Annotated in this window: 12 protein-coding genes; 6 read left to right on the plus strand and 6 right to left on the minus strand. The window is 38.3% G+C overall.

From position 1 onward, the window contains the following. Positions 1-12: 12 nt before the first annotated feature. Both Q7O90_RS01030 and Q7O90_RS01035 read left to right on the plus strand, forming a co-directional pair. A complete protein-coding gene (locus tag Q7O90_RS01030) occupies positions 13-1,059 on the plus strand; it encodes a YeiH family protein (protein ID WP_304126384.1) in 1,047 nt (348 codons plus the stop codon). A gap of 369 nt (positions 1,060-1,428) precedes the next feature. Further along, entirely contained in the window at positions 1,429-3,870 is a 2,442-nt protein-coding gene (locus Q7O90_RS01035; RefSeq protein ID WP_304126387.1) for a hypothetical protein, read from the plus strand. Between the two features lie 129 nt (positions 3,871-3,999). Here Q7O90_RS01035 and Q7O90_RS01040 read toward each other — a convergent pair whose 3' ends face one another. Genes Q7O90_RS01040 through Q7O90_RS01050 form a run of 3 tightly spaced genes read right to left on the minus strand, consistent with a single transcriptional unit; the run spans position 4,000 to position 7,211 of the window. Then, the gene (locus Q7O90_RS01040) at positions 4,000-5,349 is read right to left on the minus strand and encodes an MATE family efflux transporter (RefSeq protein WP_304126389.1); all 1,350 of its coding nucleotides are present in this window, start codon (positions 5,347-5,349) and stop codon (positions 4,000-4,002) included. Between the two features lie 46 nt (positions 5,350-5,395). Beyond that, entirely contained in the window at positions 5,396-6,157 is a 762-nt protein-coding gene (locus Q7O90_RS01045) for a YibE/F family protein (protein WP_304126391.1), read from the minus strand. Then, positions 6,150-7,211: a YibE/F family protein gene (locus Q7O90_RS01050; RefSeq protein WP_304126394.1), complete on the minus strand. Its 1,062-nt coding sequence runs from the start codon at positions 7,209-7,211 to the stop codon at positions 6,150-6,152. The genes Q7O90_RS01045 and Q7O90_RS01050 overlap by 8 nt, the downstream gene beginning before the upstream one ends. Positions 7,212-7,385: 174 nt before the next feature. On the opposite strand from Q7O90_RS01050, the gene Q7O90_RS01055 reads away from it, so the two are divergent. Together Q7O90_RS01055 and Q7O90_RS01060 are read left to right on the plus strand one after the other, a co-directional pair. Further along, positions 7,386-8,063 (plus strand): alpha/beta fold hydrolase, encoded by a 678-nt coding sequence (locus Q7O90_RS01055; protein WP_304126397.1) that lies wholly within the window; start codon positions 7,386-7,388, stop codon positions 8,061-8,063. Positions 8,064-8,125: 62 nt separating this feature from the next. Further along, positions 8,126-8,824, plus strand: coding sequence for a hypothetical protein (locus tag Q7O90_RS01060; RefSeq protein ID WP_304126399.1), 699 nt, complete (start codon positions 8,126-8,128; stop codon positions 8,822-8,824). Between the two features lie 105 nt (positions 8,825-8,929). Here Q7O90_RS01060 and Q7O90_RS01065 read toward each other — a convergent pair whose 3' ends face one another. Beyond that, on the minus strand, positions 8,930-9,751 hold the full coding sequence (locus tag Q7O90_RS01065) for an undecaprenyl-diphosphate phosphatase (protein WP_304126401.1): 822 nt from the start codon (positions 9,749-9,751) through the stop codon (positions 8,930-8,932). A gap of 247 nt (positions 9,752-9,998) precedes the next feature. On the opposite strand from Q7O90_RS01065, the gene Q7O90_RS01070 reads away from it, so the two are divergent. Continuing rightward, positions 9,999-11,732 (plus strand): Cna B-type domain-containing protein, encoded by a 1,734-nt coding sequence (locus Q7O90_RS01070; protein WP_304126404.1) that lies wholly within the window; start codon positions 9,999-10,001, stop codon positions 11,730-11,732. Positions 11,733-11,977: 245 nt separating this feature from the next. Then, positions 11,978-12,862 carry an alpha/beta hydrolase gene (locus Q7O90_RS01075; protein WP_304126406.1) on the plus strand — a complete coding sequence of 295 codons (885 nt, stop codon included), beginning with the start codon at positions 11,978-11,980 and terminating at the stop codon, positions 12,860-12,862. Between the two features lie 162 nt (positions 12,863-13,024). On the opposite strand, the gene Q7O90_RS01080 is transcribed toward Q7O90_RS01075, so the two are convergent. Beyond that, a complete protein-coding gene (locus Q7O90_RS01080; protein ID WP_304126409.1) occupies positions 13,025-14,431 on the minus strand; it encodes a sodium-dependent transporter in 1,407 nt (468 codons plus the stop codon). Positions 14,432-14,802: 371 nt separating this feature from the next. Beyond that, complete coding sequence (locus tag Q7O90_RS01085) at positions 14,803-17,760, minus strand: transglycosylase domain-containing protein (RefSeq protein WP_304126412.1); 2,958 nt, start codon at positions 17,758-17,760, stop codon at positions 14,803-14,805. Between the last annotated feature and the right edge of the window lie 36 nt (positions 17,761-17,796).

Raw genomic sequence — 17,796 nt, forward strand, 5'->3', positions numbered from 1 at the left:
GAGGAGATTTACATGAATTTATTTAAAACCAAATTGCCGGGACTGATCGTTTGCCTTGCGATTGCTATACCAGCCTGGCTACTTGGTAAATTTATACCGGTTGTTGGCGGACCGGTTTTTTCAATTCTTCTAGGTATGGTTATTACTCTTTTTTGGACTGATAAAGGCAGATTTGGTCAGGGGATAAAGTTTACTTCAAAGTATATCCTGCAGATGGCGGTTGTATTATTAGGATTTGGACTTAATTTAGGAGTTATCCTCGATACTGGTGCCCAGTCACTGCCGATTATTGTCTGTACAATTTCGACATCCCTTGTACTAGCATACATGATGCAAAAGGTGATGAAGGTAGATGTAAATTCAGCTATGCTTGTAGGAGTCGGGTCATCTATATGTGGAGGGTCTGCTATAGCAGCAACAGCGCCTGTAATCGATGCTACTGATGATGAGGTAGCGCAGTCAATCTCGGTTATATTCTTCTTTAATGTTATTGCAGCGCTGATATTTCCCATATTTGGACATATGATTGGCATGAGCACGACTAGTGGAGAAGCATTTGGAATTTTTGCCGGAACGGCTGTAAATGACACATCTTCGGTTACAGCAGCTGCGTCTACGTGGGACAGTATGTGGCACCTTGGAACGCAGTCGCTCGATAAAGCCGTAACAGTTAAGCTCACTAGAACACTAGCGATAATTCCAATTACACTAGTACTTGCAGTTTGTACAGCGAAAAAGAAAAGTAGCATTCGTGGCAAAGCTGAAGCTGGAAATTCATTTAGCCTAAAGCGCGCATTTCCAATGTTCGTACTGTATTTTATAGTTGCTTCCTTGATAACTACTATAGTTGTATCAGCCGGAGTAGATGCAAGTGTATTCGAACCACTTAAGATGCTCAGCAAATTCCTTATAGTCATGGCCATGGGAGCAATAGGTCTAAATAGCAATGTAGTGAAGCTTATAAAGACAGGGGGAAAACCGCTTGCTCTTGGGGCAATCTGCTGGTTAGGCATAACAACAGTTAGCCTCATTCTTCAGCATTTCTTGGGACTCTGGTAGTGATAGTATGGTATATTGAATAAACATGCCATATGAGAATTTCGAATCATTATGATTGATGATAGCCTGAACGTTAACAGGGAGTTATATCCTTTGTTGACTGCTCAGGCTTTTTATATACAGTAAATAACAATAATCTGGTATGCGTCATAAAATGGAGCGGATAATAACATTGTAATATTTAGTTAAATTGTTGAAAAATTGTAATAAATTTAAATAAATTATGTGTAGATTTTTTACTGATAGGGTGTTAAAATTTTTCATGGGTTAGTTTAAGTGAACTAACTTGATTTTCTTTTATTAACCCAGCAGTATTATTTAACACGCTTTTGCATTGCATGTATTTATTCATTAAGGAGGAATAAGTAGATGAAGAAAAATTGGTCGAAGAAGCTTCTTACCGCAGCCTTAACGTCCAGTATGTTGTTCAGCATGGGTGCCGCTAACTCTTTCGCGGTTACAGGTGACCAGGTTGCTAAGGACAAAGTATATACGGGCTCCGGTAGAGTAACTGAGGATCCGCATTCTATATGGAGTGGTTACGATATCAGTCTTAAGATGGAAGTAAAAGATGGAGTTATCAAGTCTATAGAGTGCACTCCCGCTGCAAATATGGATCGAATGAACAGAGGATATGTGGATTTAACAAGAATGCAGCTAGGAACACTTGTTGGTAAGCCAGCTACGTTAAGTTCTGTCAACGGGTTAGTTGATTCTAATACTGGTGCGACATATTCACTCAAGGGAGCGAAGAGGATCGCTGTTAAGATGATGCAGGATGCCGAAGCTAAGGAGAGCGGAACCACACCTGTAAATCCTGGTAACAATGAGAATCCAAACCCTAATCCAAATCCTGGAAATAATAACCCAACACCAGGAAATAACACAGATCCAAAGACAGGCATAGATGCGATAGCCGATAATGATTATATATACGGCAAGATCAACCTAGCATATGCTGATTTCTACTATGGTGAGCTTAACAATCTAAGGAATGGAATTCAGAGTATGGATCTGAATGCTGTAGATAAGGCTGCAAGCATGAGGGGTGCAGGGCAGTACGATGCAGTGACAAGTGCTACAAAGGTAAAGTCAAAGAGATTCCCAACTACTTACTTTGAGGAAAAGGAAAACGGCGTTGAAATCCTTGGCATAAAGGATGCTAATGTTGCAATCAGAAAGAGTCTATATGTTGAGACGATGAAGGCAATCAAAGAAGGCAAGTCTTCCAACAACCCTCTACTAAACCTTGTCAAGAATTTCAAGGCAAACGAAAATCCTGCAGCTGCTTCCTATGAGTACAAGGTTCTTAATGGTGATGGAACATTATCAGCTACAACCACACAGGAAGTGCTCGATCCTGATGCAAAGGTAACAGTTGAGACTGGACGTGCTTGGGGCCACTACCTAGTAAACGTTGATTCCAAGAAGATTCCTAAGGTTGATGAAATCGAAGGAATTATTGTTAAGACTAGTGATGGCAAACAGTATGGTATGGAGCATCTTGAAAATATCTGGCTTCGTCCAAATGAGTTTTCTTTTGCTGTAAAGAAGGGTTTCGTAGAACCACACGGTAACACAGTTGATTATAAGCGTCACGAGGATCTACAGGGTAAGAGAATCACTCAGATTCGCTATCTAGTAAGAGATAAAGCTGATCTTGTTATCAACACTAATGTACTTTGCAAGACACTTCTGGATGAAAAGTATGGAGCTACTATAAATGATGCTGAGTTCAAGGACGGTGTTACTGTAACATCTGATGTTAAGACTCCTCAGGGAAGCAACTATAGGATAGCAGCTATTTACAAGGGTAGAAATACTCTTGAGCAGGGCAAGGACTACACAGTATCCGGTAACAAGATATCCATCAAGGAAACAGACAAAACTGGAATGGGCACATATACAGTTGTTTACGAAGATGAGAACTTTGCTGACATCGAAGCATCTTTCAATTTGAGATCTAAGTACCATGATGGTGAAGTTAAACTAGTAGATAATAAGCTGACACTTCCAGAAGGTCTTTCACAGGAAGACTATGCATCATCAATCAGCACAGTTCTTATTGATGGAAAGAGAGTTAAAGGCCGTGATTTAATGAAGGCTATCTTTAATGCAGATGGCACAGTTAATTTCGATGGAAAGCTAAAGGGTAAAGACGGTTCTGAGACTCCAATCTTCAATAAAGGTGCAGCTGGTATCTATACTATCGAACTTAAATCAGATAGACATCCAAGCGTAAAGGAAATGATTGTTGCTCCTGGTACCAAGGATATTGAGGTTAAAAAGATTGATTCTGAACATGCTATTAAGAAAATCTTCCTCGGTTATAACGTTGCTGGATATAATCTAAACGATTATGATTATGAGGCGTATGATATTTCTCTAAGAGATGGCTCAGACAACAAGGTTCAGCCAGAGGCTGGTAAGAAGGTAAAAGTTCAGCTTGAGCTTAAGAAGGTAGATCCTGAAAAGCTTGTTATCCTCCACGACAAGGGAAATAAGCAGCTTGAGGAAATCAAGGACTTCAAGATTATCGATGGAAAGAAGATTGAGTTTGAAGCTGATCATTTCTCGAACTTCTTCTTTGCAAATAAGAAGCCAGCAAACTCATCAGCAATTAATAATGCTTCTGCTCACAGGTCAAATCCAAGCCATGTTGCAAAGGCTACAAAGCACGGAAAGTCAACTAGCAGAGTAGTTAAGACTGGTGACTCAAGCTCAGTAATTTTATACTCACTAAGTATGCTTGTTGCTACAATGCTCGCTGCTGTTACAGTTTATGCTAGAAGAAAGAGCAACGAGAAGTAGAGAATACGCTACTAACACTCAAAGTAAATTATAGATGATATGCTTAACTATATTATCTAAACTAAAACAATCCTGGTCGTACAGTATTCTGTAGACCAGGATTGTTATTTATTCAACTTAATTTTAAATCTAATAGTCGTATCGTTTACGCATTAATGATAAGGAAACGACTGAAATTATAAATGCTACGATTTCTGAAAGTGGATTTGACCACCAGATACCTTCAATCCCCATTATCACAGGTAAGAAAATCACAAACGAAAGCTTAAATACGAAAGTTCTAAGGAACGATATTATCGCTGATAGCCATCCGTTACTTAGTGCGGTAAAGAATGACGAAGTAAACACATTGATGCCAAGAATCACAAAGCATATAGTGGTAATTCTCATAGCATGAACAGTCATATTCGTTAGCGTAACATCGTAACCAACAAATAAGCTTGAAAGTGGTCTGGCAAATACCTCTCCGACGATCAGCATTACGAATCCTGTGAACGTTAATAGCTTGATGCTCTTATTAAGTATATTTCGTAATTCACTTGGATTTTTAGCACCATAATGATAACCAATGATAGGAGCACAGCCCATAGAGTAACCGATGTAAATCGCTGCAAATATAAATAACACGTACATTAGAACGCCATATGCAGCAACGCCATCAGAGCCTATGTATTTTATTAGCTGTACATTATAAAACATACTTACAAATGATGAAGTGATGCTCGTAACCATCTCCGAAATTCCGTTGCCACAAGCTTTAAGGATAGGCTTAATTTCAAGTTTGCATCTTACGAGACTCAAAAGACTGGAGTTAGGTTTGATGAAGTAAATTATAGGGATGATCGCACCTACAGCTTCGCTAATACCTGTAGCGATAGCAGCACCTGCAACACCCCAGCCCAAAACGTATATAAATAGTGCGTCAAGCACGATATTAGAGAGTCCCGCGATTACAGTGCATAGAAGTCCAAGATGAGGCTTTTCAGCAACGATTAGAAAATCCTGAAAGCAGTTTTGTAGCATGAAGAATACATTAAAGTACATGCTTATTCTTCCATATGTAACGCAGTCACTTATCATGTTAGAGTCAGCACCGAGTGCTAAACATATATTCTCCATAAACACATAAGCTAAGATACATATAAAAATTCCGGCTATAGTGGTAGCGCCTATAAGCATAGAGAAATATTGATTTGCGCGTTCTCTTTGCTGTTCCCCGAGAGTCTTAGCAACAAGTGCCGCTCCACCAGTACCAATCATGAATCCTATCGCACCTACAATCATTTCGACTGGCATGACGAGATTTATAGAAGCGAAAGCCGTCTTTCCTACAACATTGGACACAAAAAGACCATCTACTATTCCATAAACTGAAGTGAATACCATCATACCTATAGAAGGAAGGACGAATCTTATCAGCTTAAAATAAGTGAAATGGTCTGATAATTGGATTTTGTTACGCTTAATCTTAGTCTCCATATACATATTTTACATGTGTGTTAATAAATGTAAATACATGCACTTGTTAATCAACTTCGTTCACATTGCACATGAACCGAGAAGCAACATATGAAGAAATAGGGATTATTACAACCGTTCCTATTGCGCTGATCATAATTGCAATGAGCTCTTGGGTAAAATCTTTAGAGTTGATTAATGTGCCCCAAGAGTAGAATTTTAGGAAACTGATGCACATAATCATGAACTCTCCTGCAAATATAAAAAATAGTGTATTAACATTAGAGCTTAGTATCTTGCAACCGATGTTCATACCTGACTCAATGATTTCTGAACGGTTTGCATTCGGATTATGCCTTATAATCTCATAAGTCCCTGAACATATTGCTACGGCAGTATCTATCAATCCACCAATAAGAATAACTATAAAGACTGCTACCTGAACTAATTTCATATTAATTCCGATGTCTTCCTCGTATCCATTTGAAGGTTGTATTTTGACATCACCGACTATTCCAAAACCCTGAAGATGAGCATGCGTTATGATAAAAGCTATAAAAAATGAGGACAGAACAAGAACTATAACAACTGAAATAAATGCAGAAACTGTCTTGATATTGTTCTCATTCTGGTAAAATATTGTCGTAGCAGTGATAAGAATAGCAGCGATGGCCGTTGTAAACACGATGTTGAATCCAAGATAGATGAGTTCTATGAGCACGGCGAATATTGTTACATTAATTGCAGTTGTCATAAGTGATTTGGCAGTGCGATCACCTCCTGCAAAGAGAGAGAGGAGTACAAATACAATGATAAGAACTTTAATCATGTTTAAGCTCCTTTCTAGCTACAAGAGAGGTGATGAATGTTGAGACGAGTATGGCAACAACTATAGAGAGCATTCCGGTAAGTGAACGAACTATATAAAAATATGCGTCGTGGCTTACTACCGTTCTAAAACTTATTTCATTGGACATCGAAATCAAGAATATCGGAAGGGTAGAGGCGATATTCGTTAGAAGAACGACACTTATCATGGTTCCATTTATATCATCTGCAACCTCTCGCACTGACCGTAAAAGTGATTTATTGCTGATACTAGGTGTTCTCTCGATGAGCTCCATGCAAGCAGCCGTAATAGTAACTGATACATCAATTACAGCTCCTAGACAACCGATTATTATCTGAGCGAGGAAAAAATGATTTGCATCTGTAGTTGTGAATGGCTCAGGCAAGAAGTGAAGAAAATCATAATCAATATCGGTATTCCATATCAGAAGCATGACAAGACTAGAGAGTAGCAAGGTAGTTAGTAATGCTGCGGCAGAGGAAAGCATCATCCTGTGGGATAATCCGTCTACCACAAGTAGTACGAAGAATGTAAATACCACAGTACCTGCAATTGTCATATAGAGAATATCGACGCCTCGCATATTCATATAGATAATAATGCCAAAAAGCGCGATGTTTCCGAGTATACATAAGGATGTGTAAGTGCCTCTTTTTCCTCCAATTGTGATCAGCGACGAAAGCAAAAACAAAAATATGGCAGCAACCCAATAATCTCTTTTTATTCCGGTTATCCCTGTGTATTCATCATTAAGAAATACGTAGTCATGCTTAAAATATCTCTCGTCGTAGACCTGCGATTTATCGTACTTATTTTTTACATAGACAGTCTTTCCTTTATCACTGCCATTTTCAAGGCGCAGTTCAATAGACTGCTTATTACCATTGTTGTGTACAGCAAGGACTTTAGCGACTGGAGATTTATACATCCAGGAATTATTAACGACAAACATAAATAAAATGACCGAACCCACCATCGAGATGGCCATTCTTATCAAATACTTATTCTTCATATAGTAATTATAACGCACCATCAATACTTCTGGTAGAGTTCACTTGTCGTTTGATTGAGCCAAATGTGAATACAGATCTAATTTTGTTAAAAAAATTCACTGAAATGATATTCAAAAACATAATTAGTTTGATACAATGTAAATATCATGATTAAGCATAACTATATAGAAAAAGGTGAGGGGGAAGTGCTGATTATGCTCCATGGAAATGGTTTAGATAGCAGCTACTTTTATCACCAGATTAACTATTTTTCAACTAAATATAGGGTTATAGCTGTTGATTCGAGAGGTCACGGGAGGACTCCGCGTGGTGACAAGCCTCTTACAATTTTGCAATTCTCTGAAGATCTACGTATATTTATGGATATGCATGATATTAAGAAAGCACATATCCTTGGTTTCTCTGATGGAGCAAATGTCGCAATTCGTTTCGCTATAGATCATCCAGAACGTGTTGATAAGCTCATACTTAACGGAGCGAATATCAGGTATAGAGCCCTTAGATTCACTGTTCGTATTGGAATTGAGCTGCTCGAACTCATCAACGCTACTTTTAGCGTAAGCCTTGAAAAGAGGAGGCTTAGAGCTGAGAGACTTAAATTAATGAAGAATGAACCAGTAGTAAGTGCCGATGAGCTGAAGGGGATAAAATCTAAAACTCTTGTTATTGCGGGTACATTTGACCTAATGTACGGAAGTCACACAAAGTTTATTGCTGAGCACATACCAGATGCCCAGCTTGAATTTATTCCTGGAAAGCACACCGTTGCACGTTGGAACTACAAGAAATTTAATAGCGCTTTAAGTGAATTTTTATCAAAAAATCCCACTGTAAAAGAGAAAACGAACAATTTATATGATAAGTTAGTATAGAAAGGATTAGTTCTGGCGCAGGTATAGTCGCTCATTGGATACTACAAGCAGGGAGGAACAATATGTTAAATAAGAAAAATGTCATCATCATATCAGTACTGCTCGCAATATCTGCTTGTATATATGGAATGCAGATTTTCATATTTAAAGATGTGAGAAATACAGAGTTCTATATATTCCAAGATATGGCATTCATACCTATAAGCATTGCAATTACAACAGTTGTTGTCGGTGAACTCCTTGATATAAATAATAAACGCGACAGTCGTAAAAAGACGCGAATGCTAACGAGCACATTTTTTAGCGATATAGGTTTCGAGCTTATGAGTATGCTTGCACTTATATCTAATATAGATGAAGAACTACTGTACACAATAAATGCCACAGAGCTACCTGAATCTGATAAAATCACCGCTATTAAGAGTAGCGGACTTACGGTCAATGCTAATATGGGGATGTATACAGTAATCAGCGATATAATCATAGCATCGAAGACAGATATCTTGATTCTTTCTTCAAATCCTATGCTATATGACCACGAGTGTTTCTCTGACCTGTTGTGGGAACTGCTACACCTAATGGATGAATTTAGATTACGAGGCAATTACGTTAAGCTCACACCAGATGATTTGACGGAGCTAAATAGTGATTTTGCCCAGGTATTGGAACTCTTACTTATAAACTGGGTAGTGAATGCTAAATATCTAAAAGAAACTTATCCAAATTTTTATAGGACAATAACGTCATTCTTAGACAATTAAATAATACATTGAGAAAATAATATAAAATCCACACGGTGCTGAATATTCCATAACCTTGGTATATCGCTTGCGTGTGGATTTTTTAGTGTTGATTTAAATCAAATGCTAGTTAAACAAAAAATATAGTAGTACAACGATTCCCAGCACTATTCTGTAGTAACCGAACACCTTGAAATCATGCTTCTTAATGTAGTTCATGAGCATTTTGATGATAAATAACGATACTACAAATGCTACTATCATTCCGACAAGCAGAACTATCAGTTCGTTTCCTCCAAAATCGAATCCGTATTTTAGAAGCTTTAGTAGGCTAGCTCCAAACATTACAGGAATTGCCATGAAGAATGTGAACTGCGCTGCAGTTTTACGGTTAACACCTATAACTAGTGCACCGAGAATTGTAGATCCCGAGCGTGATGTACCAGGAAATACAGCTGCCACGAGTTGAAATAATCCGATGATAAACGCCTGTTTATATGTCAGTTCATCCAGCGAATTAGTAGTAGGCTTTAGATGCTTATTGCGGTTCTCAGCAATGATAAAGAGAACACCTATTAATATGAGCATTATTGCTACTACCTTGTAGTTGTAAAAATGCTCTTCAATCGCATCATCCCACTTGAGACCGACGATTACAGCTGGTATACATGCCACGATGACTTTGAACCACATAGACCAAACATCCTTGCGGATATATTTTTGGGATTTGTCTGATGTAAAAGGCCATATGTCATTCCAAAATGTTATTACTACGGCTAGAATCGCCCCAAGCTGAATCACAACCAAGAACATACTCATAAAATCCTTATTGACTTGCATAGGCCAAATCTCGTTAACAAGAATCATATGACCAGTACTAGAAACTGGTAGCCATTCTGTAATGCCTTCAACAATACCAAAGAAAATCGCTTGCAAAATTACAGTCATTTTAAACTCCTTTTCTCAATAACCAATACATTATATCAAAAAATCTAGAGATTTGCTTAATTGATGTTAACGTTTGCTGGGGAAAAATTACAATTATAGTTGTTATAGCACAATTGCATTTTGTAATATTAATTAAAAATATTGGACTATAAAAGTAGACTTACAGTTATAATTTTAGTATAATTGTTAAAAATTGATTTAGTATGTATAATTCACTAAAGAAGGAAGACGTAGAAGGAGAGATTGAATGAATTCTAGAGGACTAAAAAGAGTTATGGCTGTGCTATTTTCTTTTGTTCTGTTTATGGTAGCAGGAATTTCTGTCTATGCGGCAACAAATGAGACGCAACCAGCAACTAGTTCTACAGCTGGAGTTGTAGCAACGGCGGGTAGCGGTGTAGCTAACGGCGTATCTCCTGGTGTATCAAATGAAAAAATTGATATCCCTCTTAAGGTAGAGTGGACGGGTAGAGATAGAGTTCCAGTTGATGTTACACTGTGGGCTAACGGTGTTAGAAAGCAGACTGTTTATCTAGACTATCAGAAACACTGGGAGCATACCTTTAGAAATATGCCTAAGTATGATGAAAATGGTGATGAGATTAAGTACACTGTAACTCAGCCTAATATAACTACATACGGAAGCTTCAAATATAAGACGACGATTTCAGGTGATGCGGCTACTGGTTTTGTTATTAAAAATTTTTCAATGATTGATATAACTGTCGGTAAGTCGTGGAACATGATACCTAATATTGTAATTCCAGGTACACCAAGTCCTGCGGCTCCGCCTACTATGTTTTTCGTGACAAATGTTTTGAGTGCCTTTGATGATGCTATGAGCTATTCCTTGGATACAAGCCTTGCTGCTGATTCAAATACAGAAGATGAAAATTACGATGACCCTGTCAATTCTTCTGATGATGGAGAGCAACCTGATGACAGAAGTAAATCAAAGGTTGCAGTTCCCGATTCTATCACAGTTAAGCTTTTAGCTGACGGCAGAGTAGTTGATACAATGCAGCTAACAAAGGATATGGATTGGACTGGCAAATTTGAAAATCTTCCAAGGTATGATGAGAGAGATAATCACGAGATACAATATACAATTGAGGAAACACCTGTACTCGGCTATAAGACAGAATATCTTCATACTAGTGTTATCGATGTAGTGATCAATAAATCCATAATAGACATTCCCGTAGAGAAGAAATGGGTAGGTAAGAAGAGCGGTCCAGTGGAAGTTAAGCTTTATAGGACCTGCAAGGTTACAAAGTATGACTATAATCTTAACAGGAATGTAACAACTACTATAGACGAAGAAGTAGATTCTGCAGTGCTTAACGATTCTAATAATTGGAAGCATACATTTAAGGATATGTATGAATTCTATATAGAAGATGGCGAAAATCCAGTTATCTATAAATACTACGTGAAGGAAGTAAATGTTGCCGGATATGACACGGATATTACTGGCGATCAAAACGAAGGATTTATTATAACAAATACCTCAACTGATAAAATTTCCATTCCTGTAGAGAAGAAGTGGGTAGGTGAGGCTGCGGATAGTGCAAAGGTTAAACTGTTTGCAGATGGTTCAGAAGTTGGTGAGGTAGAGCTTAACGAAGCGAACAACTGGAAACACGTATTTGCAAACCTACAGAAATACAACAATAGCAATAAAGAGATTAAATATACTGTAAAAGAAGTAGGTGAAGATGGAAATCTAATTAAGTTCGGTGGTAAATCATATAAGGTTATTTATAAGGGAAATGCTGAGGATGGATTTACTGTTACAAATGAGAAAGAAAATCCTCCATCGACGACAACACCAGCACCTAAAAAGCCTTCTGTTCCAAAGAAACATATTTCACCTAGAACAGGTGATGATAGCCATCTAGCGCTATATACATTGATGCTTGGGACAGCTGCTTCGGCGCTTGGGCTATTGGGCTATAGACGTGGAAAGAAAGCTAATTAATTTACTTTTAAAACAACTTCATTAATAATTGCCCTCATTGCTCAATTTGAGCGATGAGGGTATTATTGTGCCATAATACTGTAATGAGCTTCATAAGTAAGATATATAAATCTCTTATTGCAAATATTTAAAATTAAGTTAAAATATGCGAAGTAATAATTATTATTACCAGTAATGTAAAAAAAGAAGTCCGGGGATTTGCTAAAGCTCCCTCTTAAATAGGAGGTAATGCTATTTTTGAATTTATGAAAAGGAGCGACAGAGCTCTCAATATAACATCTGACAACTGTAAACCTAGAGACAGAGCTTATTTGCTTCAGTATGAAGAAGCACTTAACGGCGAGGCTCTCAAAGATCCAATACTGGTTCATATCAAATCTAGAGATGGACTAGTGCTCAAGGGACGGCTCTATAAGAAGCAAAAAAATAAGCCCAGGGCTGTTGTAATTGCTGTTCACGGCTTCCATAGCGGAGGTCTAAGAGATATGGGCAGATTCGCTGATATGTATTCAAGGAACGGATTTGATTATCTAATCATTTCTCAGAGGAGCCACTTTGATTCAGAAGGCGAATATCTAACTTTTGGTGCAAAGGAGTCCTATGATATCCTTAATTGGGTCGATATTGTACGCAAGATATATGCACCTGATATTCCGATAATTTTACACGGAGTATCAATGGGAGCGGCTACGGTTTTAATAGCTGCGGGCATATATGATAACCTTGTAGATGATAATAGCAAACCTAATATAATCTGCTGCATAGCAGATAGCCCATATGACAATATAATCGGCCAGATAGAGTATTTATTGGGAAAGAGGAGTAATATTACTAAAAAGATAGTAATAGGTCTATTTAAGGCAAATATGCGTCTTCGAGCAAAAGCCAATGCTAGTGACGCATCTCCGATTACATCTATGGCATATATAAAGCTTCCAGTCATGTTTGTACACGGAAAAGACGATAGATATGTACTACCTGATAATTCATCAAGACTATACGAATTATGTAAGTCAGATATTAAAGAATTACTTATAGTAGAAGAAGCAGGGCATGTGTGTTCGTTTGTTGTAAATCCAGATGAGTATGAGAAGGTGTTCGCATCATTTGTTGACAGAATATTAGAGTGACTACGTGAAAGAATTTTATAAGCAAGGTTACTGAATTTGAGCCGCATGATTTGTGCGGCTTTTAGTTTTGTCATAAATAAAAGAAATTAAAGACCCTCCCAATCGGGAGGGTCTTCGAGACTTTGATCATATAATTTATTATCTCTTTACGAGATTATAATCTTATTTTGCACCAAAGAAATCCTTGAACTGTCCATATACAATCATAGCCATGAAGAGAGGTCCAATCCATCTGATGCAGAAATTGTAGAAACCTCTAGTCTTGAATGTACGAGCTCCACCGTTTTCGATTTCTTCATCGAGTGAGTGAGGCACAACCCATCCAAGTAGGATAGCCATGATGAGACCTGTCAGTGGCATCAAGATACCTTCAGCTAGACAATCCCATACGCTGAGAACGTCAGCCTGTCCGAATAGGTGGAACCAGTTCATCTTAGGGTTTCCGCCTAGGCTGTCAGCAGTAGTTAGGAAGTTTCCGACGAATGCTGCAAGTGCCATGATAATCGAAACCTTAACTCTGCTTGCAGGCTTACCAGCCTTAACTCTGGAGTCTAGGATTGCAGAGATACCAGCTTCCATCATTCCGATTGAGGAAGATAGAGCTGCGAAGAATACTAGTAGCCAGAATGCTAGCTGGAAGAACTTTCCAGTAGTACCCATCGACTGGAATACAGTAGTCATCGAAACGAACAGTAGTCCAGGGCCACCGCTTGGCTTTAGACCGAATGCGAATACAGCTGGCATGATAGCCATTCCTGCGAGAACAGCTACTATGGAGTCACCTGCTGTGATGATAGCAGCGTTAGACTCGAGGTTCTCCTTCTTGCCGAGGTATGAACCGTAAGCGATGATACAGCCAGAAGCAAGTGACAGTGAGAAGAACATCTGTCCACCAGCAAGTCTTACTACTTCGAAGAAGTCAGTCTTCCACATTGTTAAATCAGGGTAGAAGAGGAACTTAAGTCCAGGACCAGCCCCAGGAAGTGTGCAAGATCTTATAACTACAGCTATTAGTAGGAAGAATAGTGCAGGCATAGCGATTTTACAGAACTTCTCGATACCTCCTGATACTCCTCCGAATACGATTACCATAGTGAGTAGAAGGAATCCAGTCATCCATGCTACAGAGTTTCCAACATTTCCGATCATGCCGCCGAATAGAGCACCAGGATCTCCAGTGTTGAGAACTGAATTCTTCATGAATAGAGCCTGAATTGACTCAAATAAGTATTTAGTGATGTATCCACCAAATGTGCAGTAGAAGCAGATTAGGAACCAAGGAACGATAGTCTGAAGAACACCGTTGAACTTAAATCTGTGATCAGCCTCTTTGTACGCTTCGATAGCAGCCTTCTGAGTCTTACGTCCAAGAGCAATCTCGGATAGCATCAGAGGATATCCTACTACGATAGCAAGAATTGTGTAAATAATTAGGAATGCGAATCCGCCGCCAAGTCCTAGCTTATAAGGGAAGGACCATAGGTTACCAAGACCTACAGCGGAACCAAGTGCAGCCATCAAAAATCCAAAATTGGAATTAAATTGACCTTTGTTGTTTTCCTGTTCCATGTTAAATAACCTCCATACATAGAATAATCAAAGTCCTATTACAAGTACAATTTGATTATAGAATTGGTATATTGTGTTGTCAATATGACTTCATCATCACAAATTCGACACTTTTTCACTGCGTATGGCAAAAGCCTTTTATTTCAAGCAATACAGAGATATTGATATAATTTTAATTATTAAAAATTTTTGTTACATCAATAAATATTTTAGAAAATAGATAGAATTTGTAACGACATTATTAATATAAAAGGTGAGGATAAAGTTGCTTCTATGTATAGAAAAAACAGCTTCGCAGTGTTTGCGGAGCTGTTTTTTATTAAGCAATTATTCCGTTATTATAAAATTTCAACAACTAATCCAGTCAAGCTTTATGCACCAGGGATGGTAGGTCCAGAATTAGTATTTGATGTTGACTGGCTGGTATCATCATCGGTATCATCATCCTCTTCATATTGATTCTGCTGAGGAGTAGGTTTAGGTTGCACATACGTGGAACGACCTTTTTCTGTACCCTTAGTGTAGTATTCACTTCCTACCTTTACGACATCGTTTGGCATTGATTTATACTTGCCATTCTTAGCGTTAGGCACCTGATTCATAATTCTACCCCATAGTCTTGCGGCCATACCAGACATGGATGAAAGCTTTATATTAACATCTGTACCAATCCACAGTGAAGCTGCGTAATTAGGTGTAAACCCATCGAACCAAATATCATAATTACTGTTAGTAGTACCGGTTTTACCTCCGGCCTGAACACCACTTATAGATGCTGCTCCGGCAATACCATTCGATACTACCGTTCTAAGCATATCAGTCATGATGAAAGCAACTCCTTCATCCATAACTTTCGTTTTCTTTGACTTGCTCTTTAGCAGAACCTTCCCGTGCCTATCTGTAACTTTAGTGTAAGCTATAGAGGACTGACGCACACCACCGTTTGGGAAGGTAGCATAAGCCTGAGCCATCTCGAGAGGGATTACACCATTTGTAAGACCGCCAAGAGCAAGAGCCGCTGAGTTCATATCACTGGTATCGCCTTTAGTAACAATTGTGGTTAATCCAAACTTCTTTAGCATGTCTGCAGAATATTCATTCCCAACCTGGAGCTGAATCTTGACAGCGACAGTGTTGATAGATTGCTGCAATCCTTTACGCATGGTTACTGGACCTGTGAAGCTGTTACTTGCATTTTTAGGCCATACCTTTCCGTTAAATGTCATCTGTTCATCGACAATAGTGGATGAGGCAGTTAGATAGCTACCGTAGCTCTTAACTCCTTGCTTATCATGCTTGTAGTCGACAAACGGCCATGTTTCACCTTTCTCGGCATAGTCAAAACTCTTCTGGAGTGCTGCACCGTATACTGAAAGTGGCTTTATTGATGAACCGGCCTGCCTTGGGTTAAGTGCTCGGTTATACAGTCTGCTGCCGGATTGACCACGACCACCAACCATAGCCTTTATCTTACCGCTTCCGACTTCTACTACAACCATTGCCGCTTGTGGCTGAATAGTCTTTTCATTTAAAGAGTATGCGTCTGGTTTAATGATCAATGTGTTTCCAGACTTTACCATAGCCTTAGGGAAGTCCTTGAAATAACTCTTATCAATAACCAGATTGTCGTCGCTATCTAATTTCTTATACTTGCTAGGCACATTTATAAATCCACCTGAATATATGTAGAATGTGCCGTTTTCTTGAACATATTGTTTCTTGAACTCAAGGCTATAATTTACTTTTCCACCAGCCTTTGTAGTGAATATATTTAGCCTTTTGTTGCGTTTAATAGTAACTGAACCATCTTTATTAATAGTTACTTCGTCACTCTTTAGTGTGAAATCACCATCAGAGTTAAAGCTATCGTTATAGTCATATAATAATATGGTTCCGTTTGCACCTATCACATTGCCAGAAGAATCCTTGCGGATACTTACTAGGGAAGGGAAGTTAGATCCCGTTTCAAATTCCTTGGTTATTACACTTTGTGCTGTAGAATCCATAGTGGAGTGTATCTGAAGTCCTCCAGTATAAATCATCCTCTCAGCTTCTTCTGGTGAAATATTATATTTCTTCTGTAGGTCATGAGATACTTCATCAATTACGTATTCATTGAAATATGAATTAACGCTCTTGTTACTTTTAACAGATGGGTTGATAAAGTTAATTAAGTCTTTATTATAAGCTGCTTTAAATTCTTTATCTGTTATATAGCCTTGTTCATGCATCAGCTTAAGGGCGGTGTCACGACGATTTTTAGATGTGTCATTAGCTATATAAGTATCTGGGTTACGAAGGATTATGTTGGTATTTCCTTCGGTTACAGAATCTTTACCCACGAGTTTAACTAGCGCATAAGTATCAGGCGCCTGAGGCAAGGCGGCAAGCGCTGCACACTCATCGAGAGTTAAATCCTTAGGATCCTTAGAGAAGTAAGCATGCGATGCTGAATATACACCATAACTTCCAAAACCTAGGTAAATTGTATTAAGATACGCCTCGATGATTTGTTTCTTCGATAAAGATCTTTCAATCTGACTAGCATAGTACATCTCGAGGATTTTACGCTTAATGCTTCGCTGACTCTTAATCTTTGGCAGGTATACATTACGTGCAAGTTGCTGCGTTATAGTACTTGTACCACTTATATGACCAGATCCTGTAAATGACTGAACTACGGCTCCCGCCATTCTTGTCCAGTTGAACCCGTGGTGCTTCCAGAAAGTCTTGTCCTCTAGTGCTACAAAGGCGTTAATCATATTTTTTGGCATATCTTTATAAGATATGAGCTGTCTGTCTTGGTTGTAAAAGACAGTTGAAACCTTTTTGTCTTGATCATCATAGATTACCGAGCTTTGGGCTACCGAATCATAGATATTCTCGGGATCTATCTTAGGAGCAGTACTGATTACAACGAATGTATAAAGGACTGCAATCACAAACAAGATGGCAAATAAAATTATAAGATCCTTCGCAATTTTTCCTTTGCTTAAAACTTTCGGTGTATTTTTTACTTTTTTTCCATTGACAACTACCGATGCGCCGAGACTTTTGTTATAGTAGGGATTTTCCTTAAGAAACAGCCTATCTTTGAGAGGCTCGCCATTTCCCTTAATTAATCGTGTAAGAAAAGAACCTCTATTGTTTTTAGAGCCTTTGGTTTTAGATTTATTTTTTTTGTTTCTTTTGCCGCCTTTATTAGACGATACATCTTCGGCATTAGCAGATGCCTGTGACGCATCATCGCTATCAAGCGCTTCGAACTTAGATAGAAATTCATCTATTTCACGTTCTTTATTAGAAATCTTGTCATTATCAGACTTCATTAGAAACCCTCCAGTTATAAATAATAAATATAAAGC

Origin of the sequence: Mogibacterium diversum (assembly GCF_938028775.1) — a bacterium.
In the GTDB taxonomy this organism is placed as follows: domain Bacteria; phylum Bacillota; class Clostridia; order Peptostreptococcales; family Anaerovoracaceae; genus Mogibacterium; species Mogibacterium diversum_A.

Coding starts and splice junctions, on each gene's coding strand:
- Q7O90_RS01030 (WP_304126384.1), top strand. CDS start 13: ATGAATTTATTTAAAACCAAATTGCCGGGACTGATCGTTTGCCTTGCG.
- Q7O90_RS01035 (WP_304126387.1), top strand. CDS start 1,429: ATGAAGAAAAATTGGTCGAAGAAGCTTCTTACCGCAGCCTTAACGTCC.
- Q7O90_RS01040 (WP_304126389.1), bottom strand. CDS start 5,349: ATGGAGACTAAGATTAAGCGTAACAAAATCCAATTATCAGACCATTTC.
- Q7O90_RS01045 (WP_304126391.1), bottom strand. CDS start 6,157: ATGATTAAAGTTCTTATCATTGTATTTGTACTCCTCTCTCTCTTTGCA.
- Q7O90_RS01050 (WP_304126394.1), bottom strand. CDS start 7,211: ATGGTGCGTTATAATTACTATATGAAGAATAAGTATTTGATAAGAATG.
- Q7O90_RS01055 (WP_304126397.1), top strand. CDS start 7,386: ATGCTCCATGGAAATGGTTTAGATAGCAGCTACTTTTATCACCAGATT.
- Q7O90_RS01060 (WP_304126399.1), top strand. CDS start 8,126: ATGTTAAATAAGAAAAATGTCATCATCATATCAGTACTGCTCGCAATA.
- Q7O90_RS01065 (WP_304126401.1), bottom strand. CDS start 9,751: ATGACTGTAATTTTGCAAGCGATTTTCTTTGGTATTGTTGAAGGCATT.
- Q7O90_RS01070 (WP_304126404.1), top strand. CDS start 9,999: ATGAATTCTAGAGGACTAAAAAGAGTTATGGCTGTGCTATTTTCTTTT.
- Q7O90_RS01075 (WP_304126406.1), top strand. CDS start 11,978: ATGAAAAGGAGCGACAGAGCTCTCAATATAACATCTGACAACTGTAAA.
- Q7O90_RS01080 (WP_304126409.1), bottom strand. CDS start 14,431: ATGGAACAGGAAAACAACAAAGGTCAATTTAATTCCAATTTTGGATTT.
- Q7O90_RS01085 (WP_304126412.1), bottom strand. CDS start 17,760: ATGAAGTCTGATAATGACAAGATTTCTAATAAAGAACGTGAAATAGAT.